The organism is Vulcanococcus limneticus LL, from assembly GCF_943369875.1.
Taxonomy (GTDB): domain Bacteria; phylum Cyanobacteriota; class Cyanobacteriia; order PCC-6307; family Cyanobiaceae; genus Vulcanococcus; species Vulcanococcus limneticus_A.
On record NZ_CALROT020000011.1, the window covers coordinates 14,608 to 37,925 of the forward strand.

The window sequence follows — 23,318 nt, forward strand, 5'->3', positions numbered from 1 at the left end:
ACGGATCATCCCCGTAGGATCAAGCCATTCATGCACTGCCAGGGCATCCCAAGCTTCTGAGCCTGAACCCATCGCCGGAGCACAGGAGAAACCAGTGTCCACGGGTTCGGCGAGATCCAGTTATCGCCATGACATCGACGGGCTGCGTGCCATCGCGGTTCTGGCCGTCATCGCCAATCACGTCAACAAAAGCCTGGCACCGAATGGCTTTCTGGGCGTCGATGTCTTCTTCCTGATCTCGGGCTATGTGATCACCAGCTCCCTCTCACGACGGCCGGCGACCAACTGGAGCGACTGGCTGGCGAGCTTCTACGCCCGGCGGATGAAACGCTTGATGCCGGCGTTGCTGGTCTGCATCGCCGTCACAGTCCTGCTGGGGAGCCTGGTGATTCCGCCCTATGCGCCCGCCGCTGGCAGCAGCTGGCGGACAGGGATCAGCGCCATCTTCGGCCTCTCCAATCTCTATCTTCACAGCACAGCAACCGACTACTTTGCCGAATCCTCCGACTACAACCTGTTCACCCAGACATGGTCTTTGGGGGTCGAGGAGCAGTTTTACTTCTGCTTTCCCCTCCTGCTCTGGCTCACGGGCTTTGCCCAGGGCAGGGTTCACGGTGCCAGACGCCTGGCCCTGACCATCGGTGGACTTGGCCTCGGCTCCCTCGTGCTCTACCTGGCCTTGGCGGATCGCGATGCAGCTGGAGCGTTCTTTCTGATGCCGGCGCGGTTTTGGGAGTTGGGCCTGGGATGCCTGGCCTTTCTCACCGTGCAGCGCCGAGGCCGCCTGCATCGGCTGCTCCAGCGGGTCAATCCGCTTTGGTTTGCCCTGCCCCTGGTCACCCTCCTGTTTGTGCTGAAGGCCTGGATCACCACGGCCACGCTGGCGGTGGCTGCCCTGACCTGGCTCCTGCTCGTGGCGCTGCGACCTGGCAGCGCTGTCCACGGGCTGCTCACCAGGCCGATCGTCCTATGGCTCGGCGGCCTCTCCTACTCGCTCTATCTCTGGCATTGGAGCGTCCTGGTCCTGAGCCGCTGGACCATCGGCATCCATCCCTGGACCATGCCGGGTCAGCTGGGGCTGATGCTGCTCTTGGGCTGGATCTCCTACCGCTGGATCGAGACGCCAGGCCGCCAGGCCCGCTGGCCCGGCAGCAGGGCCGCCACGATCTGGGTCGGCCTGGGCGCCGCCGGCCTTACGGCCCTGACGCTGCTGGGCTTTGAACGGACTGCCCTTGCGACGGTCTTTCGCGGCAGGCCGGCCGCATCGACCCGCCAGGAAGTGGAGCGCAGCACCATTCCGGGCACAACGGTGACGAAGGCCAACTGCAGCTGGTACCGGGGAGAGGGACCGCCGCTGGCCCAGAGCAGCCACCTGTGCACCCTGCCGACGAGGACAGCTGGCGGGCCCCGCCTGCTGGTGCTCGGTGACAGCCATGCCGGACACCTCACCGGATTGCTGGAGCGACTGCACCGCGAGGATGGGATTGGCCTGCGGTTGCTCTACGTCCACGGACAGCTCGTGCCCCTCAGCCCGGAGCTGGAAACGCGTGCCTGGAAGGCCCTTGACAAGGCTCAGCAGGCCCGATTGATCAAACGGACAATGGCAGAGCTCCAGCCTGGAGATGTTGTCGTTGTCTCTAATTTCCTGCCAAGCGTTTTCGGTATCGATCGTCGCAATCGCTTTGCCGATGAGCGAGGTCAACCCCTGACGCGTGACCAGGCCTATGCCCTTTGGCTGGGGGACTTGGAGACCCTGGCCCAGCGGGCAGCCCTGAAGCAGGTCCCCGTCGTGGTGCTGCTGCCGATGCCCAAGTTCGCACGCGGGCGCGACCTTCCCCCTCCGGAACTGTGTGTGCAGGAGTGGTTTCGCCCACTGCTCGATCCTGGCTGTGAACTCCAGGCAAAGCGGACGCAGCTGGGTCGAGAGATCCAGGTCTTGACGAACGGGCTGAAGGCCGCTTCCGAGCGCCAGCCCAATCTGCTGCTTTACGACCCCTTCCCGGTCCTCTGCCCAGTGGGCCCCACCTGCCGGAACTATCACGGAGGGCGCCGGATCTTCTTCGACGACGACCACCTCAACAACCAAGGTGGCACCCTTCTCCATGGCGATTTCAGGCGCTTCCTCAACCGCCACGGGCTGCTGACGCTGGATCATCAATCCTGAGAAGCCTGCCTCCGCTCGGCCACCACCCGCTCCACCAGGCCCGCCACCGCGTCCAGGTGGTGGCCCACGGTGAAGGCCGATCGGGCCCGTAGCGCCGCCGCCCGCCCCAGCCGCTCGGCCAGGGCCGGATCGCTCGCCAACCTGGCAATGGCCTCCGCCATGCCGGCCACATCACCCTCATCCACCAGCAGGCCCGTTTCACCCTCCAGCACCACCTCGGGGATGCCGGCATGGCGGGTGGAGACCACCGGTAGGCCGCTCAACTGGGCCTCCATCACCGACACCGGTGAACCCTCACTATCGCCGTCGGGAGCCACCAGGGAGTGCTGCAGGAAGGCGCGACAGGCACGCATCCGATCAGCCACCTCGGCGGGGCTGCACAGACCGGGGAACTGCACCTGATCCTGCAGGCCCAGCGCATGGACCAACTGACGGGACGCCGGCAGCAGGGGTCCATCGCCCACCATCACCAGCCGCAACCCGGCGGCCTGACCAGGGGGGAGCTGCTCCAGCGCTGCGGCAAAAGCCCGGATCGTGAGCAGGGGACCCTTCTTGGCCACAAACCGCCCGACCGCCAGAAAGGTGGGCGGGGCCAGGCCCGGCGTGGCCCCATGGAATAGTGCGGCATCGGCGCCACAGGGGCTCACCACCAGTCGTTCGGCGGGGGCTCCCAGCTCCAGCAGTGTGCGCCGCATCGGCTCCGACTTGGCCATCACCCCCGCCGCGAGGCCCAGCAGGCGCCGGTAGCGCTCGCGCAGGGGCACCAGGCGGCTTCGGGCCGAGGCATCGGAGCCGTGAAACTGCACGACCAGGGGGAGGTCGCTCCAGGCAGCGGCCTCCATCATCCGCACGGCATGAAAGCCGAATTCGGCGATCAGGGCATCAGGCCGGTGGCGGCGGCAGAGGGCCCAGGCCACCAGCGAGGGCGGCAGGGTGCCGGCACGCCGCAGACCGAGCCGGTAAAGCACTTTGCTGAGCAGCACCGAGGCCGCATAGGCCCCCTGCCAGGGCCGTCGCCAGGAGAGGTCATCGCCGAAGTAGGCAATGGTGTCGAAGGGCAGGCCGCGCAGATTCGCCCGGATGAAGGTCTCCGAGGGGGCCTGGGCCGAGGGCACGAAGGCCAGCAGGCGTAGCCGGGGCAGGGGGCGGCTCATGGGGTGGCGGCGGGCGGGGCTGGAGCAGGGGCGGTGGGCGAAGCGGGGACTGGCGGGAACGCGGGCTGGAGCCAGGGGGCGAGGGCGACCAGAAACTGGCGGCGGATCGTCGATTCAGCGAAACGCTGCCGCACGGCCAGGGCACCGTGCCCGAGCCGCCGCCGCTGCCCGGGGTCATCGATCAGCTCCTCCAGGGCGGCCGTCAGCTCAGGGACCCCCGATCCCGCCGGCAGCAGCCAGCCGTTCTGGCCATGGTCGATCAGCTCGGCGGGGCCGGTGGGGCAGTCGATGGCCAGACAGGCACAGCCGCTGGCCATCGCCTCCAGCAGCACGTTGGGGATGCCCTCGAAACGGGAGCTGAGCACAAACAGGTCGGCGCGGGCATACCACTCCGCCAGATTGCCGACCCGCCCCGGCAGCAGTGGCCCCGCCGCGCCGGCCGGCAGAGCGGGCCAGCCGGTGGGCCAGGCTTCCGGGGGCAGCCCGACGATCGCCAGCCGCCAGCCAGGCCGCCGCGCGGCCAGCGCGGCGAAGGCTGGCACCAGCAGGTCGAAGCCCTTCTGGTTTGGCTTGGTGCCCACGGCCAGCACCAGCCGCTCCTCGGATTCCAACAGGCCGGCGGGGTCGACCCGGGGCGGGTGCTCGGGCAGGGGCCAGGGGATCGCATTGGCCAGGACAGCCGTTCGGGTCGCCAGCCGCCGCTGCCGCAACCAGGCGGCGATCGCCTCGGTCTGCACCAGGTGCAGGGCCGCCCCCGGATAGGTGAGCCGTCGCAGCCAGCGCCAGGGCAGGGCCAGGGGGGTGGCGCCGGGGAAGATCCGCTCCGCCACCACCACCGGCAGGCCGAGGCCCCAGGCGGCCAGCAGCAGCTTCACCGCCGGCAGGGTGGTCATGCCGAGGGCCAGATCGAAGCGCTCGGTCTGAAGCAGCCGGCGCAGCCGCCACACCCGCAGCGGAAACACCAGGGGACCCAGCCGTTCCAGGGGCCCGGGCAGGGGCGGCTCGTGGCAGCGCTCCAGGCCCGCGGGCAGGGGATAAAAGTCGGCCCCGGCCCGGGCGGGGGTGAGCAGCACCACCCCGTGGCCAGCCGCCAGCAGCCAGCGGGCGAACTGCAGGGCCACCCGCTCGGCGCCACCGGTACGCAACGCATGGATCGCGATCAGCACCCTGGCCATGGCAGTCAGGCCCCGCGCCCCTCGGCGGCAGCCTGCCAGAAGGCCCCCAGGCCCGCCCGCAGCTCCGGCGTGTCGACATTAAGGATCGCCAGCAGGGGAGCACCGCTCTCCAGGTCCGCGAGCAGCCCCCGCAGAAACCCGAGGTGATCCTCCGGGGCCCGGCTGTGACGGTGCCGCGGCCGGGCTGCTTCGGCCACGAGGCGCTCCAGATCCAGGCGCAGGACCTCGGGAGCCACGAGGGCCTGCAGCGCCAGACACCGGCCGAAGTTGCTCATCAGCCGCAGGCTCACATCCGCCGGCAGGCGATCGAAGTCGAGGCGGGCCAGCAGGGCGTGGGCCCAGGGGCCGATGGAGGCCAGCGCCTGCTGATCATTCAGCAGCAGCGCCAGGTGCAGCAAGGCCGCCCGGCTGGAGATCAGCCGCTTGAGCCGGTTCTCGCGGTTGCGGCGGCGGCAGCGCAGCGTGGACGGGTCGGCCTCCAGCTCGGCCACGGCCCGCTCCAGCCCGGCCTGCAGCTCCCGGGCCAGATCCTGATCGCCGCTGGCGGCGGCCCGGTACGCCAGGCTCACGGCGGCATAGGCGCGATGGTGGCGACGGAAGCCCTCGCCGGCGGCGATGCCCCGCAGCAGGGCCCCCGCCGTGGCCTCGTCCGTGGGGCGCGCGGCCCGGCGGAACAGCAGCCTCTCCACCGGAGCGTGCCAGCGGTGGCGGGCCGCCAGGGTCTCGAGGCTGCCGAGGGCGGCGGCGACATTGCCCTGCTCCAGGGCGGCGTCGGCCTCCGCCTCCAGAACCCGCACGATCCGGCGGGAGCGGAACCGCAGCCACAGCGGCCGACCGCGGGCTTCAGCCACGCACCAGCCTCAGCAGCTGCCGCCGCCGGCCCTTGAGCAGGGCCAGCGCCGTCACCGGAGCGGCATAGACACGGCGGATGGTGTGCCAATAGAGGCGATGCCACCAGCGCACCGGGAAGTCCCCCTGGCGCTCCTCGGGCAGCAGCTTGACCGGCAGCTCCATCACCACCACTTCCGGGATCATCAGGAAACGGCCCCAGAACTGGTGCCGGCGCAGGCGGATCAGCTCCTGGCGCACCGTTTCGGGCGGGCGGGGCAGCGAGTCTGGTACCAGACGCCAGACGCCGGTCTGCGGATCGTGGCTGTAGCGGCTGGCGGGGCTGCGCGGGCCCCAGGGGCAAGACGCCGCCATCACCCGGTTGGCCGTCGAGGTGGCCCGCTTGAGGGCGTGGGAATGGCCTTCCTCCAGGGGGCCCGGACGCACGTCGACGCGGTGGGCTCGGCTGGCCCGGAATTCGATCGAATGGGCGATCACCCCCAGGGCCTGGGGTGGCAGCAGCCGGATCGCAACGCCGGCATGGCCCTGAAGCCTGGCCTTGAGGTCCTTGTCGTCGAAGCCATAGCCCCAGAGGTGTTCGTTGAAGCCCCCAACCTGCTCCAGCAGGAAGCGATCCACCAGGAACTGACCCAGCCGGCCGTCCTCGCCGCTGCCGAAGCAGCACACCACCCCGTCCACCGCCAGGGCATCCGCCGCGGGCAGATCCTCAGGCCAGCCATCGGCGTCGAGCTTGAACAGGCAGTCGCCCCGGGCCTGCTGAAGCGCGAAGTTGTAGGCGCGGCAGAGGTTCCATCGGCGCTCGCCCTCCACCCGCAACAGGCGGATGCGCGGATCCTCCGGCAGGTCAGCCCGGTGCAGGGGCTCGACGCTGCTCCAGTCCACGATCAGGTGCTCCTGGTGGTGGGGCCAGGCCGCCACCCGCGGCGCCGCTTCCAGCAGATGCTCGCGGCGGTTCATGCACACCGTCACGATGCTGGTGGATCTGGGCATGGAGAGCACGGCAGAACAGAACTGTAGGAAAGGCCACGGGAGCCCAGATCCCTCGGCCTCAGCCCAGGGCGGCGAGGGCGCGCAGCATCGCCTCGGTGCGACCCCGATAGGTGTGGGCAGCAGCCCCGGCCAGCCGCTGCTGCCGGCTGGGGCCCTCCCCAGCCAGGACCGCCGTGATCGCCGCGGTAAAGGCCTCCGGCGTCGGGTCGACCAGCAGGGCCAGATCGGCGAAGGGCTGCAGCGCATCGATGGCCGAGGACACCACGGGCAGGCCGGCCGCCAGGTATTCGAAGAACTTCATCGGGAACATCGCCTGGGTGTAGGCGTTGAAACGCAGCGGCAGCAGGCCCAGGTCAAACCCCTTCAGATAGGCCGGCAGCTCGGCATAGGGGCGTGGCCCCAGCAGGTGCACATTGGCCAGGGCCGCCAGCGCCGCCACATCCGTGGTGGGATCCCCCTCCCCCACCGGCCCGATCAGCACCAACGACCAGCCGGGATGGGCCCGGGCCAGCTGCTCCAGCAGCGCCAGATCGAGCTTGTAAGCACTGATCGCCCCCACGAAGCCCAGCCGCGGAGCCGGGATCGCCGCCAGATCCGCGGGCAGGGGCAGGGCCGGATCCATGGCCCGGGCGAAGTGGTCGCCATCGGCCACGTTTGGGTAGAAGCGCGTGAGCGGATTCAGCGGCGCCAGGCGGCGCTGCAGATCGGGCGAGGTCACGAACACGGCATCGGCCCGCCGGCAGAGGCGCTGCTCCCAGCGCTCGATCACCGCCGCCGGCATCCCCGGCTGGGCCTGGATCGCATCCACGCAGTGGTAGATCAGGCGCCGCCAAGGCCGCGGCTCCAGCACCGCCAGGGTCATGGGGTTGTAGGTCCACAGCCAGTCGGCCCGCAGGCCCAGAACCCGGCGCCACAGGCCCAGCCCCAGCCCCAGCATCAGCCGGTTGACCCGGAGCGCCAGCCCGCCCTGGGCCCCGGGCAGCACCAGCGGCGACCACACCCACAGGCCCGGCCGCACCCGGCGGGGGGGCTGCAGGCCATGGCGCAGGCGGCGCCAGATCCGACCGCGGTCCGAACGGGCCTGGACGGCACCTGGCCCGCGGGCCCCCTGGCGCGGCGGCCGCAGCCCCAGGGACTCCACATAGAGCACCCGGTGTCCCAGCTCCGCCAGGCTGCAGGCCACGTGCTGCTTGTTGGTCCAGAGCGGGTGATCCCAGTCGGCCGTGGCGAGCAGAGTGATGTCGGCCATGGCGCTCAGCCCTCCTGCAGGGCCACCAGCTCCCGGAAGGTGTCGGAGCGCTCCTGCAGCAGCTGGTAGTCCCCGGAGGCCTTGATCCGCCCCCGCTCGAATTCAAAGATGCGATCGCAGTAGCGGATCGTCGAGAGCCGATGGGCGATCACCACGGTGGTGCAGCGCCGCCCCACCAGCTCCAGGGCCTCCAGCACGTCGTTCTCGGTCTTGTTGTCGAGGGCGCTGGTGGCCTCATCGAGGATCAGCACCTTGGCCTGCTTGTAGAAGGCGCGGGCCAGGGCCAGGCGCTGGCGCTGGCCACCGGAGAGGCGCATGCCATCTTCCCCCACCACGGTGTAGAAGCCGTAGGGCAACTCACTCACGAATTCATCGAGCTGGGCCATCTCCAGGGCCTCCCAGACGGCGTCATCGTCGATGGCCTCCTCATCGGCACCGAAGGCCACATTGGCGCGCACGCTGGCATCCAGCAGCACGATGTTCTGGGGCACGATCGCGCAGCAGGCCTGCCAGGCCGGCAGCTCGGAAGCCGTCACCGGAATGCCGTCCAGGAGCAACTGGCCCTGCTGGGGCTGCAGCAGACCCAGCAGCAGATGGGCCGCCGTGGACTTGCCCCCACCGGTCTGGCCCACCAGGGCCACTCTGGAACCGACGGGCACCGTGAGATTCACCCCCTGGATCACCCAGTTCTTGGCTTGGGGATAGCGGTACCAGGCATTGTCCAGCCGGATCGACGTGCGGGGCATCACCCCGCTGGGCGTGGGCGTGGCAGCCGCCCCCAGCAGCAGGCGCTTGGGTTTGAGCTGCAGCAGCTGCAGGGCATCGCTGATGTCCGGCAGGCCGCCCCGCAGCTTGTTGATGGAGCGGAAGATGGCCTGGATCGGCGCCGAGAGCCGCAGCCCGGCAAACATGATCGCGGCCAGGGTGGGCACCGCGTCCTGGATCATCCGCCCGGCATCGCGGTGCAGCAGGGCCGGCAGCAGGCCCACCAGAAACAGCACGGTGATGCCCGCCGGTTCAATCACATAGCGGGGCACATCGGGCAGGAGCTTGGAAATGCGGTCGAATTTCTTACCGCGGGTGCCGATGGCCTCGAACTGATGCAGGTAATGGCGCTCAGCCCCATAGAGCTGCACATCGCGAATCGAGCGGGTGGACTCCAGCAGCAGCGAATTGACCCGCAGCGAGAACACCAGCTTCTGCTTGGTGGCAAAGCGCAGGGGCGGGGTGATCAGCAGCGAGGAGAGGGCGTAGGCCGCGAATAGAAACGCGAAGATCAGCAGGGCCCGCCAACCGAAGGCCACCACGATGCCCACCGTGAGCACACTCACCGAGAGCAGGTTGGACACCACCGTGAGCATCGGCAGCACGATGTCGTCGGAGATGCGGCTGAGAATCCGGTTCAACCGGGCCAGCATGTGGGCCGTGTTCTGGGTCTGGAAATATTCGTAGGGCTGCAGCAGCACATTGGCGTAGATGCGCTCGCCGTAATCAGCCCAGATCTGCGCACTCAGCAGGCTCTGAATCAGCGCAGCGCCATACTTCAGCGCCATGGTGATCCACACCAACCCGATCAGCAGCCCGGCGATCCACAGGCCCTGATCGGCCTTGCCGCCTCCGAACACAAAGATGTTGGGGATCTTGTCCGCCAGCCGGGAACCACTCATGGCCCCCACCAGCCGGGCCAGCAGGCCCACGAACACCAGATCAAACAGACCCACCAGCAGCGACACCCCCAGCAGCACGGCCAGGCCCCGCAGGCGCTTGCGGGGCAGGTAGGCGAGCAGTTGGGAGAGCTGGGAGAGGGTCTGGCTGTTGAGCAGCTTGGCCGGGCGGCGTTCTGACTTGCGACCCGGCACCGTCTGCTCCACCACGATCAAACCCACCAGAGGGGGCCAGGCCCGGCGTCAACCTACCCAGCCAAAGCCGCAACCCCAGTGAGGGCGTGGCCAGCGCGGCAACCGATCGCCCCTGGTTGCTGAGCACGCTCCAGGCCAGGGGCGCCAGCGGCACTCAATAGCGCACCAGGCCCGGCCAACGGTCGGGAATGCAGAGGAACGTGTCGTCCTGGCCGCAGCGAAACCCCCCGGACGGAAGGATCCGGTCGTCGAACCAGTAGATGAGGGTGACGGCCAGGGCCGGCAGCAGCAGCCACTCGGCGCGGTAGTGCCGCAGCCAGGCTAGAAAGCTGATCAGCAGGAACAGCCCCACCCCGTCGGCCAACCGGAAGGTGATCTGGGGCCACCACTCCCACTCCACGGAGACCTGCAGGGCCAGATAGAGCAGGGCAAACAGCCCCAACACCCGGCTCCGCGGGCAGGCCACCAGCTGGCGGGGCCCCAGCCCCCGCTGCCGGCAGGCGAGCACCACGGCCAAGGCCATGGCGGCCTGTAGCAGCAGCACCTCGCGGCGCACGGCGTAGTGGCTGAAGAAGCTCATCTGGGTGGCGTAGGTGCTGAGCTTCTGCAGGGCCATGGGCCCGAGCCAAGCCATCAGCAGCACCGCGATCAGGGCCGGCAGCAGCAGCCACAGCCAGCGTCGGCGTGGCACCCCAACGGCGCGGTCCCGTCCATCCCGGCTAACCAGGCCAGGCAGCAGGGCAAACAGGAGGTTGACGGGGAAGGTGGTGTGGGTCAGCGCCGACCAGGCCGTGGCGCCACCCACCAGGCCCCAGGGCAACCGCACCAGCCGCGCCGCCCGCAGCATCAGGGGCAGCAACAACAGCAAGGCCATGGCCTGACGACTCTGGCCGTTCTGCAGGAATCCCCGCAGCATCGGACTGGCCGTGAGGAACAGGCACCACCAGCCGGCCCAGGCTGGCCGCTGCCAGTGGCGCGCCAACAGGATCGCCGCCAACCCGTAGCCGGCCGCCACCAGGCCATGCACCGCCGCCATCCGGTAGGGGAGGTGGGGGATCAGCGGACCCACCAGGTGCCAGAAGGGCTCGCCTTCCGTGCCCCGGCCGGGAGCCACAGCAAACCAGACGCTCAGCTTGGTGACGTCACTGGTGCCCCAGCTGCCCAGGGCAAAGAACAGGGCCGTGACCCCCAGCAGCGCGGCGGCCGCGAGCCACCAGCAGCGCCAGGACCGCCGGCTGCCACTCCAGGACAGCACGCCCGCCAGCAGCACCTGAAGGCCGAACAGGCCGGCCATCAGCCCCGGGGCCGCCATCACCTGATCCACCCGGAAGGGCGCCTGACTGGGGAGGAGGGCGAGCAGCATCACCGGGCGACACCAGGGACGAGCCGGCTCCAGAGGCGGAGCCCTCGCTCCAGCCGCTGGCTCCAGCGCAGGCACCAGGGCGATGGGGACGTCAGGGGCAGCGCCCCCGCCGCCAGCCGGTCCCAGTGGGCATCAATGTCTGCCAGGGCGCGGCGCCAGCGCTCCAGCAGCGCCGCCTCGCTGCACCCCTCCAGCAGCCTGGCCAACGCCTGGGGATCGGCGCGCCAGGCCGCCGGATCCGCCACGGCGGCGGCGATGCGCTCCAGGTCGGCCTCCAGGCTGCCGGCGCCGATCTGGTGGCCCAGCAGGCCGGGATCGAGCGTGTCGGCCAGGGCGTGGTTGAGGCTGCTGAACACCACGCAGCCGCAGGCCAGGGCCTCCAGGGGCGGCAGGCCGAAGCCCTCGCTCACGCCACGGCCGCGCCAGTAGTCGGCCGAGTCGTAGAGCACCACCGTGGCGCTGTTGAACTGGGCCACGAGATCTTCCACCCAGCCGCTCTGCACCTCCACCCGCAGGCCCCGGGCCTGCAGGGCGGGCACCAGCTGCTGGAGCAGATAGGCACTGCTCTTGCGCCGCTGCACCAGCACGTCGATCGGGCGGCGGGGGGCCGAGGCCGCCGCCGCGGCGTTGCCCGGCCTGGCGCCCCGCTCCAGCCACATCGGTTCCAGGGCGTTGGGCACCAGCGCCAGCGGACTGCGGGGACTGCGGTCGCCCCAGTAGCCCAGGGTGTTGCGACTCACCGCCAACACCGGGGTGCCGGGGGGCAGGGAGAAGCCGTAGCCGCTGCTGTGGGCGTGGTAGGCCACCGGCCGGCCCCGCAGGCGCCGCAGCAGCCCGGGCACGTCGAACCCCCAGCTCACGATCCAGAGGGCCTCGCCCGGAGCCCCCTCCGCCCGCAGCAGGTCATCGAGGAAGGGATGCTCGGCCTGCCGCTGCCGGTAGGTCACTACCTCGGTGGGCCGCAGCTGGGCCGCCAGCCGGGCCGTCTGCAGCTCCACCAGCAGGCCACCGCCGCGGAAGCGACTGCCGGTGCCGGGCACGAGAAAACGCAGCGGGCGGAGCGAAGAGGAGCCCAAGCGGGTCAGGTCAGCCAGCGGCGACTCTGCCGCAACCGGCCCCGTGGCGCCGGCCCCAGCGGGGCTCAGGCCGCCACCACCTCGGTGCTGCCGGCCCGCTGGCGGCGGGTGAGGAAGCCGAAGAGCACCTTGCCGATGGCGGCCACCAGGTTGCCCTCCAGCTCCTGGAACATCTTCATGTTCAGGTGGAAGGCATGGTTGGCCTCCTCCACGATGCGGTCGGCCATGGCCTGGTCGATCGGCAGGGCGTCGAGGGTGGCGCGGTAGTTGGTCTTGAAGCCCTTCTCGTCGGAGATGGCCTCGAACTCGTAGAAGCGCAGGCCGTCGTGCTCGCCGAGGTTCATCGCCTTCTGGGCGATGTTCTTGAGGATCTGGCCGCCGGAGAGATCGCCGATGTAGCGGGTGTAGTGGTGGCCCACCAGCAGCTCGGGGGCCTCCTTGGCGATCTGGTGGATGCGGGCCACATACTCCTCAGCCGCCGGCGTGGCCTTGACGCTGCTGCGCCAGTCGGCACCGAAGTAGAAGGCGAGATCCTGCTCCAGGGTCTCGCGGCGGTTCAGCTCGGGGAAGCCCACCGGCCCCACCACGGGATGGCCCTGCTGGCGCAGCTTACCGATCTCCTCCTCCATGGCCGTGTACACGAAGAAGAGGTCGGCCACGAGCTTGCGGTAGCTCGCCTTGTCGACCACGCCCTTGAGGAAACAGCTCACGAAGCCGGTGTTCTCCGCCATCGTGTGGGACTTCTTGGTCCCTTCACGCAGTTGGGCAGCAAGGGCGACGGCCATGATCAGCAGGGGGCGTTGGGAAACGCTGCTCGGTCGGTCGGATCAAGGTAGGCGGCGTGTTCCCGGCGCCGGCGCCAAGGTTGCGAAGGGTTACGCGGCCCTGGCCTCCAGCTCGCCACGGCCGTCGAACAGGTCGAACAGCTCGCGGCAGAACTGCTGCAGGGCCTCCACCACCGCCGGCTGGGGCAGGTGGGAGCCGGAGGGCTGCCAGTCGCCCAGGGTGGCCAGCCGCCAGCGCTCCGACTCATAGGTGAGTCCGCGGATCAGCACCCCCAGCAGGCGAGGCCGTCCGGCCGGCAGGCCATCCGTCCCCGGCGCCCGCTCCAGCCGCAGCTGCACCAGAAACGAGCGGCACTGGGTGCGCGGACTCCAGCCCGGGAAGTGGAAGGAGAGGTCGAGGCTCTCCTGCTCGGCGAAGGCGCGGGTGAGCGGATCGTCGCGCCAGGGGGTGAGGTTGGCCCGGGCATCCGGGAAGTGGGTCCGCAGCAGACGCACCACCGAGGCGATGGCCTGGGCCAGCTCCAGCGATCGGGCCTGATCCGCGGCATTCATGGGTCCATCCTGCAGGAGCCGGGCGGCGGGCGCAGCCCAGGTGGGCGGCCGCCGACACAGGCCAACGGCCCGGCCGCTCAGGCCCCAGCACACCGGCGCCAGCACCGCTGATCCCCACAAACCATTGGGGCCAGGCCCGGCGCATAGGCTCGGCTGACCCCCCAACGCCCCGGTCGACGCCTGCGATGGCCAGCACTCCCACCGCCAGCTACGAGAAGCTCACCGCCCCCAGCAGCGGCACGGCCATCCGCTTCGAGAACGGCCAGCCGGTGGTGCCGAACGACCCGATCATTCCCTTCATCCGCGGCGACGGCACCGGCGTGGACATCTGGCCCGCCACCCAGCGGGTGCTGGATGCGGCCGTGGCCAAGGCCTACGGCGGCGAGCGCCGGATCGAGTGGTTCAAGGTGTACGCCGGCGATGAGGCCTGCGACCTCTACGGCACCTATCAATACCTGCCCGAGGACACCCTCGAGGCGATCCGCACCTACGGCGTGGCCATCAAGGGCCCGCTCACCACACCGATAGGTGGCGGCATCCGCTCCCTGAACGTGGCCCTGCGCCAGATCTTCGATCTGTACTGCTGCGTGCGGCCCTGCCGCTACTACGCGGGCACCCCCAGCCCCCACAAGCGGCCCCAGGACCTCGACGTGATCGTGTACCGCGAGAACACCGAGGACATCTACATGGGGATCGAGTGGGAGGCCAACGATCCCGTGTGCCTGGAGCTGATCCAGCACCTCAATGAGGTGGTGATCCCGGCCAACGGCAAACTCGGCAAGCGCCAGATCCCGGCCGGCTCCGGCATCGGCATCAAGCCGGTGAGCAAGCACGGCAGCCAGCGCCACATCCGCAAGGCGATCCAGCACGCCCTGCGCCTGGAGGGCAAGAAGCGCCACGTGACGCTCGTGCACAAGGGCAACATCATGAAGTTCACCGAGGGCGCCTTCCGCGACTGGGGCTACGAGCTGGCCACCACGGAATTCCGCGAGGTGTGCATCACCGAGCGCGAGAGCTGGATCCTCGGCAACCTCGAACAGGATCCCAACCTGAGCATCGAGGCCAACGCCCGCCTGATCGAACCCGGCTACGACAGCCTCACCCCCGAAAAGAAGGCGGCCATTGATGCCGAAGTGCAGGGCGTGATCGACGCCATCGGCGCCAGCCACGGCGGCGGCCAGTGGAAGGCGATGGTGCTGGTCGACGACCGCATCGCCGACAGCATCTTCCAGCAGATCCAGACCCGCCCGGCCGACTATTCGATCCTGGCCACCCTCAACCTCAACGGCGACTACATCTCCGATGCCGCCGCCGCCGTGGTGGGCGGCCTGGGCATGGCCCCCGGCGCCAACATCGGCGACACCGCCGCCATCTTCGAGGCCACCCATGGCACCGCCCCCAAACATGCGGGCCTCGATCGCATCAACCCCGGCTCGGTGATTCTCTCCGGCGTGATGATGCTGGAGTTCATGGGCTGGCAGGAAGCGGCCGACCTGATCACCGCCGGCCTCAGCGCCGCCATCGCCAACGGCGAGGTGACCTACGACCTGGCCCGTCTGATGGAGCCGCCGGTGGAGCCGGTGAGCTGCAGCGGCTTCGCCGAGGCCGTGGTGCGCCACTTCGGGGGCTGAATGGAGCGAGCCGGCGCCACGGCCGCAGCGGCGGAGGCCGCCAGCTTCGCCGGAGGCGGGTCGCCGCTGGATCCCTGCGTGCACTGCGGCTTCTGCCTGCCCACCTGTGCCAGCTATCGGGTGCTGGGCACGGAGATGGATTCGCCCCGGGGGCGCATCCACGCCCTCAAGGCGATCGAGGCCGGGGAGCTGAAGCTGGATGCCACCGTCGCCAGCCACTTCGACTCCTGCCTGGGCTGCCTCGCCTGCGTGACGGCCTGCCCCTCGGGCGTGCGCTACGACCAGCTGATCGAGGCCACCCGCCCCAGGCTGAACGCGCCGGAGCTGCGCAGCCCGGCCCAGCGGGCCTTCCGGCGGCTGCTGTTCACCCTGCTGCCCTATCCCGAGCGCCTGCGGGCCCTGCTGGCCCCCCTGCGCGCCTACGCCGGCACGCCCCTGCAGGCCCTGGTACGCCGCAGCGGCCTCACCCGCCTGCTCGGCCCCCAGCTGGAGGCGATGGAGCGGCTGCTGCCGCCCCTGGCCCCCGAGGCCTTCCGCGACGGCTTCCCCGTGGTGGTGCCGGCCCAGGGTGAACGCCGGGCCCGGGTGGGGCTGGTGCTGGGCTGCGTGCAGCGCCTGTTCGACCCCGAGGTGAACGCCGCGGCGGTGCGGGTGCTGAGCGCCAACGGCATCGAGGTGGTGATCCCACCGCAGCAGGGCTGCTGCGGCGCCGTGACCCACCACCAGGGCGAGCTGGAGCAGACCCGCGAGCTGGCCGGCGCCCTGATCGACAGCTTCGAATCCGTGGTTGGCCCTGGCAAACCGGCGGGACCCGAGCCCCTGGAGGCCGTATTGGTGGCGGCCTCCGGCTGCGGCCACACCCTCAAGCAGCTCGACGCGATCCTGGCCACCGAGCCGGCCTGGGCCGCCCGTGGCTCCGCCTTCGCCCACCAGGTGGCCGACATCCAGGAGTTCCTGGCGCGTCGGGGCCTGAGCGAGGCCTTCGAGGCCGGCCTGGGGCCGCTGCCGCACCCCGACGGCACCCCCGCAACGGCGGAGCGGCCCCTGCGGCTCGTGTTCCACGACGCCTGCCACATGCTGCATGGCCAGGGCCTCCAGGAGCAGCCGCGGGCGCTGCTGCGCCGGATCCCCCACGTGCAGCTGCGCGAGGCGGTGGAGGCGGGGGTCTGCTGCGGCAGCGCCGGCATCTACAACCTGGTGCAGCCGGAGGAGGCCGCCGAGCTGGGGCGCCTCAAGGCCGCCGACCTGGCCGGCAGCGGCGCCGACCTGGCCGTGAGCGCCAACATCGGCTGCACCCTGCAGATCCGCCGCCACCTGGAGGAGATCCCGCGGCCCCTGCCGGTGCTGCACCCGATCCAGCTGCTGGATCGCAGCTTCCGTGGCGCGCCCCTCAGCCCGTCAACGCCCCCGGCTGAGTGAACCACCCGTCGCGGGCCCGGCAGCCCCGGTCTCCATCCAGCGCCAGGCCAGCGCCAGGGTGCCGGCATCGCCGAGGTTGCCCGGGAAGGTGAGGATCGGCAGCCCCTCAATGCCGGGGATCCCGCCCGCCTGCGCCGGCCGCACCAGCGACAGCCCCGCCAGCAGCTGGCCCTCCAGCTGCAGCGCCGCCAGCTCCAGACCGTCGGCCAGCAGGGTCTGGCTGGTGGTGCCGCCCTTGCTGATCAGGTAGCCCAGCCGGGGGGCCAGGGCGGCGCCGATCCGCGCCATCAGCCCCGCCAGCGCCAGCCCCAGGGCCCGGCCCTCGGCGGCACTGCGGCTGGGCCGTTCGCCGCGGCTGGTGAACAGCACCGGCGTGCGTCCCGCCGCCAGGTGGGTCCGCAGCTGCTCCAGCCAGGCGGCCTCCAGGGAGGCCAGCAGCCGATCGGGCAGGGGGCCCTCCAGCAGCCGCTGCACCGTGGCCACCGCGATCTCCACCCCGCCGCAGCCCGGTTCCGCCAGCAGCGTCTCCAGCTGGGCATCGGCCAGGGGCACGTGGGAGCCCACCAGCACCAGCCCCGGCAGCGGCTGGCCGGCGGCATCCCGGCGCCGCAGGGCCGCCAGGCCCGCGGCATCGAGGGGCTGGGGCGGCAGGTCCGCCAGGCCGTTCAGCAGGCTGGCGGCGGATTGGAACAGGAACCGCCGCGGCCGCCCCCCAGTCCCGCCCCCGGATGGAGCCGTGAGCTCCCGCACCACGGCTCCCAGGGCCGCCAGCTGCTGCGGCCGCTCCCCATCCACCGCCACGCAGGCATTCCCCTGCAGCTCCGCCAGCCGCTCCCGCAGCCGCCGGTAGCCCTCGCCGCCGGCCGCCCGATCCGCCGCCGCCGCCTCCAGCTCCGCCCGGTCGATCCGCTGCACCGCCGCCGCCGGGATCCGGCCACCGCTCTTCTCCTCCACCCAGGCCGGCAGATAGCTGGTGCCGTAGCCGAACAGCCGGTCGCGGGCGAAGGCGGTGGTGTGCACCGGCTCGCCATGCAGGCGGTGCTCACCGCCCACGGTGGTGCGCCCGCCCGGCAGGAAGGCCGGCACCAGCAGGGTGGCCTCGAAGGGGCCGAGCTCCGCGGCGATCACCTCCACCTCCAGCGGGAAGTGGCTGCGCAGGGTGGAATCGCCCCGGCTCACCACCAACCAGTGGTCGAGCTCCCCCGCCGCCTGGGCCTCCGCAAGGGCCGGCCGCAGGGCCCGGCAGATCGCGCGCACCCGTTCGGCCGCCGCGGCCGGGGCGAGGGCGCGGGTGTTGGCCAGCAGGAACAGCAGCGGGGAGGGATGGGCCAGGCCCCGGCGCAGGCTGGCCGGATCCCAGCGCAGCAGCAGCGGGCAGCTGTGCAGCGTCTGGGAGCCGGTGGGGTCGTCGTCGAGCACGACGATCTTGAGCCGGGGATCCGTCTTGAACCGTGGGTCCGTCCCCGGCGGCGTCCCACCCCAAGCCGGGGTCCCCGGCGCCCCGGCGCCGCTGCTCTGCACTGCCATGGCACCATCGTGCCGTGATGACACCCGAGCCCCACGCGCTGCCGGACCTGGTGCGGGAGCTCCACCGCCAGGCCGCCCCCTGGCTGCCCGCCGGGCAGGGCACACGGCTGCACTGGGGCCCGCCGGTGCAGCCTGGTGTGGGCGAGGAGCGGCCCACCGTGGTGAGCACCGCCCGGCTGAACCGGGTCCTGGAGCACGCCGCCGGCGACTTCACCGTGACCGTGGAGGCCGGACTGCCGCTGCAGCACCTGCAGCAGGCCCTGGCGGAGCAGCGCCAGTGGCTGGCCCTCGACTGGCCCTGGGGCAGCGGCGCCGATGGCCTGGGGGCCGGCACGGTGGGGGGCCTGGTGGCGCGGGGCATGGCCGGCGGCCTGCGCCAGCGGCACCTGGGCGTGCGCGACCAGCTGATCGGCATCGGCCTGCTGCGCGCCGATGGCACCGCGGCCCGGGCCGGCGGCAAGGTGGTGAAGAACGTGGCCGGCTACGACCTGATGCGGCTGCTCACCGGCAGCTGGGGCTCCCTGGCCCTGATCACCGAGCTGACCCTGCGCACCATGCCGCTGCCGCCCCAGCGCCGCGGCCTGCTGCTGCAAGGGGAGCCGCAGCAGCTGGAGCCGCTGCGCCGCCGCCTGCTGGCGGCCGCCCTCGGCCCGGAACTGCTCGACTGGTGGAGTGCCCCCCTGGCCGAGGCCGCCGGCCAGCCGCCCCTGCCGGGGCTGCTGCTGGGGCTGGCCAGCGTCAGCGGCGAGGCCATCGCCGACCAGCTGGCGGCCATCGGCGCCGAGGCCGAGGCCGCCGGCCTGCGGCGCCAGGAACTGGATCCGGAGCGCCTGGAGGCCCTGCGGGCCGTCGCCCTGGGCCCCGATCAGGGCAGCAGCCCCGGCCCGACGAGCCGCGCCGCTGGCCCCGGGAGTGGACGCTGGCTGCTGCGGCTGGGCGTCCTGCCCGCCGAGGCCGCGGCGCTGCTGGCGGATCCCCTGCTGGCGGACCTGCGGCTCAGCCTGGCGGCCGGCAGCGGCCTCGGCCTGGCCTGGGCGGAGGCGAGCCAGCTGCCGACCTACAAGGTGGAGGCGCTGCGCCGCCGCTGCCGGGCCCTGGGCGGCCAGCTCACGCTGTTGGAGCAGCCCGCCAGCGCGGGCCTGCCGGCCTGGGAGGACGCCCCCTCGCGCCCCCTGATCGAGGCCGTGAAGCGCCAGTTCGACCCGCTGCAGCAGCTGGCCCGCGGCCGGCTGCCGGGGGTGCAGGCCAGCTGAGCGGAGCCACCAGCACCGGTTGCGGGGCCGCCGCGGCCGAGGCTCAGGCGTCGTCGAGCACCCGGTAGCGGCAGTGCAGCTCCTGGCTGGCACCGGGCGCCAGCTCCAGGCGCCGCTCGCCCGTTGCCAGGGACCCCCGGGGCGCGGTCCAGGGCTCCAGGCAGAGCATCGGCCGGGGCGGATCCGTCCAGACCACCACCAGGTCGAAGGGGGCCGTGGTCTGCAGTTCCAGGCCAGAGCCCGCCCCGCGATCCCACAGCCGCACCGGGCCGCTGGGCGCGCTGAGCAGATCCACCCCCTGGACGAGCCGCTCCAGCTGGGTGGCCGTGGCCGCCGGCGCCATGGGGTGGTGGTCGAAGCAGGTGTCGGGCAGCCCCTCCAGCTCCACCGCCTCAAGGGCACTCACCGCCAGGTAGGGATGCAGCCCGAAGCTGAAGGGCATGGCCGTCGCCGGCGTGGTGATTCCGTCAGCCGGCGCCGGCCCTTCCCGGTGGCTGATCCGTGCCGTGATCGCCAGGGCACCGGGTTCCAGCCGCAGCTCCAGGTCCAGCCGGAAGGCGAAGGGAAAGCTGGCGCGGGTCGCTGGGCTGTCCTCCAGACGCAGTCGGATGCCGGCCGCCTCCCCGGCGGCTCCTGGCTCCAGCAGCTCCAGCTGCCAGGGCAGATCCCGCGCAAAGCCGTGCTGCCGCAGCAGGAACGCCCCCTGGGACAGCTCCAGCCGATCGCCGGGCAGGTTCCCGCAGATGGGAAACAGCACCGGGATGCCGCCCCGCACCGAGGCGGCCGGATCGGCGAAGCGCTCGGCATCGAAATAGAGGCGCTCGCGCCCCCCGCACTGCCAGCCCGTCACCAGGCCGCCCCGCTCGGGCACGATCCGCAGCCGATCGCCCCACGGCGCGGAGAACTCCCAGTGGGGATAGGGATCGGTGCGCTGAGTCAGCGGCATGGCTAGGGGCGGGTGGGCTGCGGGAGGGAGGGCTCGGATCCGCCACCGGGCAGGCCCGCCAGCCACTCCAGCATCGCCCGGTTCACCTGCTCCGGCACCTCGTCGTGGGGGCAGTGGCCGGCCTCCAGCACCACCTCGGTGGTGCATTCCGGGGCGTGGCGCTGGAAGGCGCCGCGACGGCCGGCGGCATTGATCCAGGGGTCGCGGATCCCCCAGAGCAGCAGCAGCGGCGCCTGCAGCTGGGCGAACAGCTCATCGAGGGGCTGGCCGCGGGGAATGTCGAACACCGTCCGGAACACGCCGAAGGCGCCGGGATCGCGCGAGGGCCGCAGGATCGACTCCACCAGGGCGTCGTCGACGTTGGTCTTGTCGATGTAGACCTGCCGCAGGGTGCGGCGCACGCTGGCGGGGCGGCGCAGGTTCTCGAACAGCAGCCGCTGCAGCACCGGGCTCTTGAGCAGGGCGCTGCCGATGGTGCGGCGGGCGATGGCGCCCCAGCCCCGGGGCTCGGCCTGTTCATCGGAGAAGGGGCCGGCGGCGTTGAGCAGCGCCACGCCGGCCGCCTGCTCCCCGAGAGCGGCCCCGGCCGCCAGGGCCGCATAGCCGCCGAGGGAGTTGCCCACCAGCACCGTGGGGCGGCCGATGCGCTCGGTCACGTAGGCCGCCAGCTGGTCGCGCCAGAGGGCACCGCCATAGCTGGGGCCCTCGGGCTTGGCACTGCGGCCGAAGCCCAGCAGGTCGATGGCATGCACCTCGTGGCGCTCGGCCAGGGCAGGGATGTTGAAGCGCCAGTGGTCGGTGGAGGCACCGAAGCCGTGCACCAGCAGAATCGCCGGCCCCACGGGCCGCTCGGGCCGGCGGCTGAGGCAGTGCACCCGGTGCCCCTGGAACCGCCACGGTCCCTCCGGCATCGCGGGGGTCCCGTCGGCTCGCTCCCCTCCTGGCGCAGCAACGGGCGGCTCGACGGGGGCGGCGGCGGCGGGGCTGGTCACCGGGTGGGGGCAGGGTGGTCGATGCTAGGGAGCCCATCCCGCCCCCTGGCCCGTGCCCGACTGGACGCTGCTGCTCCCCGGAACGGCCCTCTGGGCCCTGGCCCTCTACGTGCCCCTCAGCGCACCGCTCACCCGCCTGGAGCAGGTGCTGGCGGAGGGTCCCCTGGAGGAGGGGATGCAACAGGCCCTGCTGGTGCTGGCCAGCCTGGCGCTGGCCCTTGGGGTGGGCGCCCTCACCAACCTGGGGCTGGGCTGGGCCCTGGGGCCCGGCTGGGGCACCAGCCTCGGGGTGATGGCCGCCCTCTACGGCCTGTTCTGGGGCCTGGCCAGCCTGCGCGGCGAGCCCTGACCCCTTCCCGGTTCCCGGGGCTGAGCCCCGGCTGCTCAGCGCCAGTCGAGCCAGGGCAGGCCGGGAACAATCGCCGGCGTCACCGCCCGGTAGGCCGGGTAGTCGGGATGGCAGAGCAGCAGCTGCCGCTCCTCCCGCCGCGCCTTGCCGCCCAGCACCCCTACCAGCGCCAGCAGCAGGGCCAGGTGCAGCAGGCTGCCCAGGGCCAGGGTCACCCCCAGGGAGCAGAGCAGCACCGCCTGATAGAGGGGATGGCGGCAGCGGCGGTAGGGACCGCTCGTCACCAGGGCGGCGCCGGGCTTGGGATCGGGCAGGGGCGTGAGGCTGGACCCCAGCCCGCCGAAGGCCAGGGCCGCCAGCACCAGCCCCAGCACCAACAGCAGAACCCCGGCGGCGGCCAGTGGCAGGGGCCAGGCGTAGCCCCAGGCCCCCGGCGGCGGCCAGGCCGGCAGCAGGTGGGCGGCGATCAGCAGCAGCTGGGCCAGCAGCCACCACTCGCCGCGGCGGTTGTCGAGCCAGCCTCCCCAGCTGAGGCCCCAGCCCGCCAGGGGTGAGTCAGGTGGGGATTTCGGCGAGGGCGTCGGCATCGGGATCTCCATCCTTTCCGGCCAGCACCAGTCTGAGCAGCAGCGGGGCCAGGAAGGTGGTGCCGATCACCATCAGCAGGATGGCGGCCTCCAGGGGCGGACTGAGCAGCCTGGCCTGGGTGCCGAGCCCCAGGAAGATCAGGCCCACCTCGCCGCGGGGCATCATCCCCAGCCCCACCACCAGCCGGTTGGTGGGCTGCTTGGAGAGGAAGGCCCAGCCGGCCGCCACCTTGCCGGCGATCGCCACCACCAGCAGGAAGGCGGCGATCACCAGGCCGGGACGGTTGGCCGGATTGGTGGGATCGAGCACCGAGAGGTCCATGCCGGTGCCGATCAGCACGAAGAAGATCGTGGCGAACAGGGCCACCACCGGCTTCACCGACTCCTGGATGGCGTGGGTGTGCTTGGAGGTGCTGAGGATCAGGCCGGCGGCAAAGGCCCCCAGCGCCGCCTCCAGGCCGATGGCGGTGGCGGCGAAGCAGCTGAGCGAGAGCACCACGAACGAGGCCACGATCACCTCGCCGGGGGCCTTGAGCCGATCGATCAGGGCGTCGAAGGCGGGGGCAGCGGTGCGGCTCAGGCCGATGGCCGCCACCACGAACACCAGCGCCGCGGTCACCAGCTTGAGGATCGGCCCCAGCTCCAGGCTGCCGCCGCCCGCCAGGCTCACCACCACCGCCAGGATCACGATGCCGAGGATGTCGTCGAGCACGGCGGCGCCGATCACGATCTGACCCTCGCGCGAGCGCAGCATCTTCAGCTCGCCGAACACGCTGGCGGTGATGCCGATGCTGGTGGCCGTCATCGAGGCGCCGGCGAAGATCGCCGGGATCGGATCCACGTGGAACAGGAGCATCAGGCCGAGGGTGCCCAGGGCAAAGGGCAGGGCCACCCCCGCCACCGCCACCGTGGTGGCCTGGCCCCCCACCGCCACGAGCTCATCGAGCTCGCTCTCCAGGCCGGTGAGGAACAGCAGGGCGTAGAGGCCCAGGTTCGCCACCGCCTCCAGGCTGGGGAAGCTCTCCACGTAGATGTCGCGGACGCTGGCGGCCGGCAGATCCGCCAGGGAGCCCACCAGCTCCAGCGCCGCGCCGCTGACGGCGGCCTGGGTCTCGGGCGGCACGATCAGGTGCAGGCCCGAGACGCCGATCAGCACCCCGGCCACCAGCTCCCCCAGGATCGTGGGCAGCTGCAGCCGCACCAGCAGTTCGGCCAGCAGCCTGGCCGCCACGAAGATCACCACGAAGCGGCCGACCCCGATCAGCGTGTCGGCCACCTCAAGCTGGTGGGCACTGGCCTCCAGGCCGACCTGCAGCAGATATGGCGGCAGGCTCATCGCGGGCGTGGGCAATTCACCACGAGAGTCTGGGGTCTGGGGCCTCGGACCGGTGAGCACGG

General features: G+C 71.6%; 20 protein-coding genes. 5 read left to right on the forward strand and 15 right to left on the reverse strand.

The window, feature by feature from the left end; translation table 11 throughout:
- Positions 1–94: 94 nt before the first annotated feature.
- A complete protein-coding gene (locus tag ACLV7J_RS12420; RefSeq protein WP_411869389.1) occupies positions 95–2,164 on the forward strand; it encodes an acyltransferase family protein in 2,070 nt (689 codons plus the stop codon).
- On the opposite strand, the gene ACLV7J_RS12425 is transcribed toward ACLV7J_RS12420, so the two are convergent.
- The 10 genes from ACLV7J_RS12425 to ACLV7J_RS12470 form a co-directional block, all read right to left on the reverse strand.
- The gene (locus ACLV7J_RS12425; RefSeq protein ID WP_411869390.1) at positions 2,155–3,318 is read right to left on the reverse strand and encodes a glycosyltransferase; all 1,164 of its coding nucleotides are present in this window, start codon (positions 3,316–3,318) and stop codon (positions 2,155–2,157) included. The two genes, ACLV7J_RS12420 and ACLV7J_RS12425, sit on opposite strands and share 10 nt — an antisense overlap.
- The gene (locus ACLV7J_RS12430) at positions 3,315–4,493 is read right to left on the reverse strand and encodes a glycosyltransferase (protein ID WP_411869391.1); all 1,179 of its coding nucleotides are present in this window, start codon (positions 4,491–4,493) and stop codon (positions 3,315–3,317) included. The genes ACLV7J_RS12425 and ACLV7J_RS12430 overlap by 4 nt, the downstream gene beginning before the upstream one ends.
- 5 nt (positions 4,494–4,498) lie before the next feature.
- The gene (locus tag ACLV7J_RS12435) at positions 4,499–5,344 is read right to left on the reverse strand and encodes a hypothetical protein (RefSeq protein ID WP_411869392.1); all 846 of its coding nucleotides are present in this window, start codon (positions 5,342–5,344) and stop codon (positions 4,499–4,501) included.
- The gene (locus ACLV7J_RS12440) at positions 5,337–6,332 is read right to left on the reverse strand and encodes a glycosyltransferase family 2 protein (protein WP_411869393.1); all 996 of its coding nucleotides are present in this window, start codon (positions 6,330–6,332) and stop codon (positions 5,337–5,339) included. The genes ACLV7J_RS12435 and ACLV7J_RS12440 overlap by 8 nt, the downstream gene beginning before the upstream one ends.
- A 58-nt stretch (positions 6,333–6,390) precedes the next feature.
- Entirely contained in the window at positions 6,391–7,581 is a 1,191-nt protein-coding gene (locus tag ACLV7J_RS12445) for a glycosyltransferase (RefSeq protein ID WP_411869394.1), read from the reverse strand.
- Positions 7,582–7,586: 5 nt separating this feature from the next.
- Positions 7,587–9,467, reverse strand: coding sequence for an ABC transporter ATP-binding protein (locus ACLV7J_RS12450; RefSeq protein ID WP_411869395.1), 1,881 nt, complete (start codon positions 9,465–9,467; stop codon positions 7,587–7,589).
- Between the two features lie 127 nt (positions 9,468–9,594).
- Positions 9,595–10,803, reverse strand: coding sequence for a hypothetical protein (locus tag ACLV7J_RS12455; RefSeq protein WP_411869396.1), 1,209 nt, complete (start codon positions 10,801–10,803; stop codon positions 9,595–9,597).
- Positions 10,803–11,843, reverse strand: coding sequence for a glycosyltransferase (locus ACLV7J_RS12460; protein ID WP_411869397.1), 1,041 nt, complete (start codon positions 11,841–11,843; stop codon positions 10,803–10,805). The genes ACLV7J_RS12455 and ACLV7J_RS12460 overlap by 1 nt, the downstream gene beginning before the upstream one ends.
- 101 nt (positions 11,844–11,944) lie before the next feature.
- On the reverse strand, positions 11,945–12,664 hold the full coding sequence (locus tag ACLV7J_RS12465) for a heme oxygenase (biliverdin-producing) (RefSeq protein WP_411869398.1): 720 nt from the start codon (positions 12,662–12,664) through the stop codon (positions 11,945–11,947).
- Between the two features lie 90 nt (positions 12,665–12,754).
- Complete coding sequence (locus tag ACLV7J_RS12470) at positions 12,755–13,216, reverse strand: hypothetical protein (protein WP_411869399.1); 462 nt, start codon at positions 13,214–13,216, stop codon at positions 12,755–12,757.
- Positions 13,217–13,401: 185 nt separating this feature from the next.
- On the opposite strand from ACLV7J_RS12470, the gene ACLV7J_RS12475 reads away from it, so the two are divergent.
- Both ACLV7J_RS12475 and ACLV7J_RS12480 read left to right on the forward strand, forming a co-directional pair.
- Positions 13,402–14,847 carry an NADP-dependent isocitrate dehydrogenase gene (locus ACLV7J_RS12475; RefSeq protein ID WP_411869400.1) on the forward strand — a complete coding sequence of 482 codons (1,446 nt, stop codon included), beginning with the start codon at positions 13,402–13,404 and terminating at the stop codon, positions 14,845–14,847.
- Positions 14,848–16,266 carry a (Fe-S)-binding protein gene (locus ACLV7J_RS12480; RefSeq protein ID WP_411869401.1) on the forward strand — a complete coding sequence of 473 codons (1,419 nt, stop codon included), beginning with the start codon at positions 14,848–14,850 and terminating at the stop codon, positions 16,264–16,266. It begins immediately after the preceding gene.
- On the opposite strand, the gene ACLV7J_RS12485 is transcribed toward ACLV7J_RS12480, so the two are convergent.
- Positions 16,246–17,793: a four-carbon acid sugar kinase family protein gene (locus ACLV7J_RS12485; RefSeq protein WP_411869402.1), complete on the reverse strand. Its 1,548-nt coding sequence runs from the start codon at positions 17,791–17,793 to the stop codon at positions 16,246–16,248. The genes ACLV7J_RS12480 and ACLV7J_RS12485 overlap by 21 nt on opposite strands.
- Before the next feature lie 17 nt (positions 17,794–17,810).
- On the opposite strand from ACLV7J_RS12485, the gene ACLV7J_RS12490 reads away from it, so the two are divergent.
- On the forward strand, positions 17,811–19,046 hold the full coding sequence (locus ACLV7J_RS12490; protein ID WP_411869403.1) for an FAD-binding oxidoreductase: 1,236 nt from the start codon (positions 17,811–17,813) through the stop codon (positions 19,044–19,046).
- 43 nt (positions 19,047–19,089) lie between these two features.
- Here the strand turns inward: ACLV7J_RS12490 and ACLV7J_RS12495 are convergent, their stop codons facing one another.
- The gene (locus ACLV7J_RS12495; protein WP_411869404.1) at positions 19,090–19,992 is read right to left on the reverse strand and encodes a galactose mutarotase; all 903 of its coding nucleotides are present in this window, start codon (positions 19,990–19,992) and stop codon (positions 19,090–19,092) included.
- Positions 19,993–19,994: 2 nt separating this feature from the next.
- Positions 19,995–20,903 (reverse strand): alpha/beta fold hydrolase, encoded by a 909-nt coding sequence (locus ACLV7J_RS12500; protein WP_411869405.1) that lies wholly within the window; start codon positions 20,901–20,903, stop codon positions 19,995–19,997.
- Between the two features lie 133 nt (positions 20,904–21,036).
- Here ACLV7J_RS12500 and ACLV7J_RS12505 point away from each other — a divergent pair, with 133 nt between their 5' ends.
- Positions 21,037–21,333: a hypothetical protein gene (locus tag ACLV7J_RS12505; protein ID WP_411869406.1), complete on the forward strand. Its 297-nt coding sequence runs from the start codon at positions 21,037–21,039 to the stop codon at positions 21,331–21,333.
- Positions 21,334–21,368: 35 nt separating this feature from the next.
- On the opposite strand, the gene ACLV7J_RS12510 is transcribed toward ACLV7J_RS12505, so the two are convergent.
- On the reverse strand, positions 21,369–21,920 hold the full coding sequence (locus ACLV7J_RS12510) for a methyltransferase family protein (RefSeq protein WP_411869407.1): 552 nt from the start codon (positions 21,918–21,920) through the stop codon (positions 21,369–21,371).
- Positions 21,889–23,256, reverse strand: coding sequence for a cation:proton antiporter (locus ACLV7J_RS12515; RefSeq protein WP_411869408.1), 1,368 nt, complete (start codon positions 23,254–23,256; stop codon positions 21,889–21,891). The genes ACLV7J_RS12510 and ACLV7J_RS12515 overlap by 32 nt, the downstream gene beginning before the upstream one ends.
- Between the last annotated feature and the right edge of the window lie 62 nt (positions 23,257–23,318).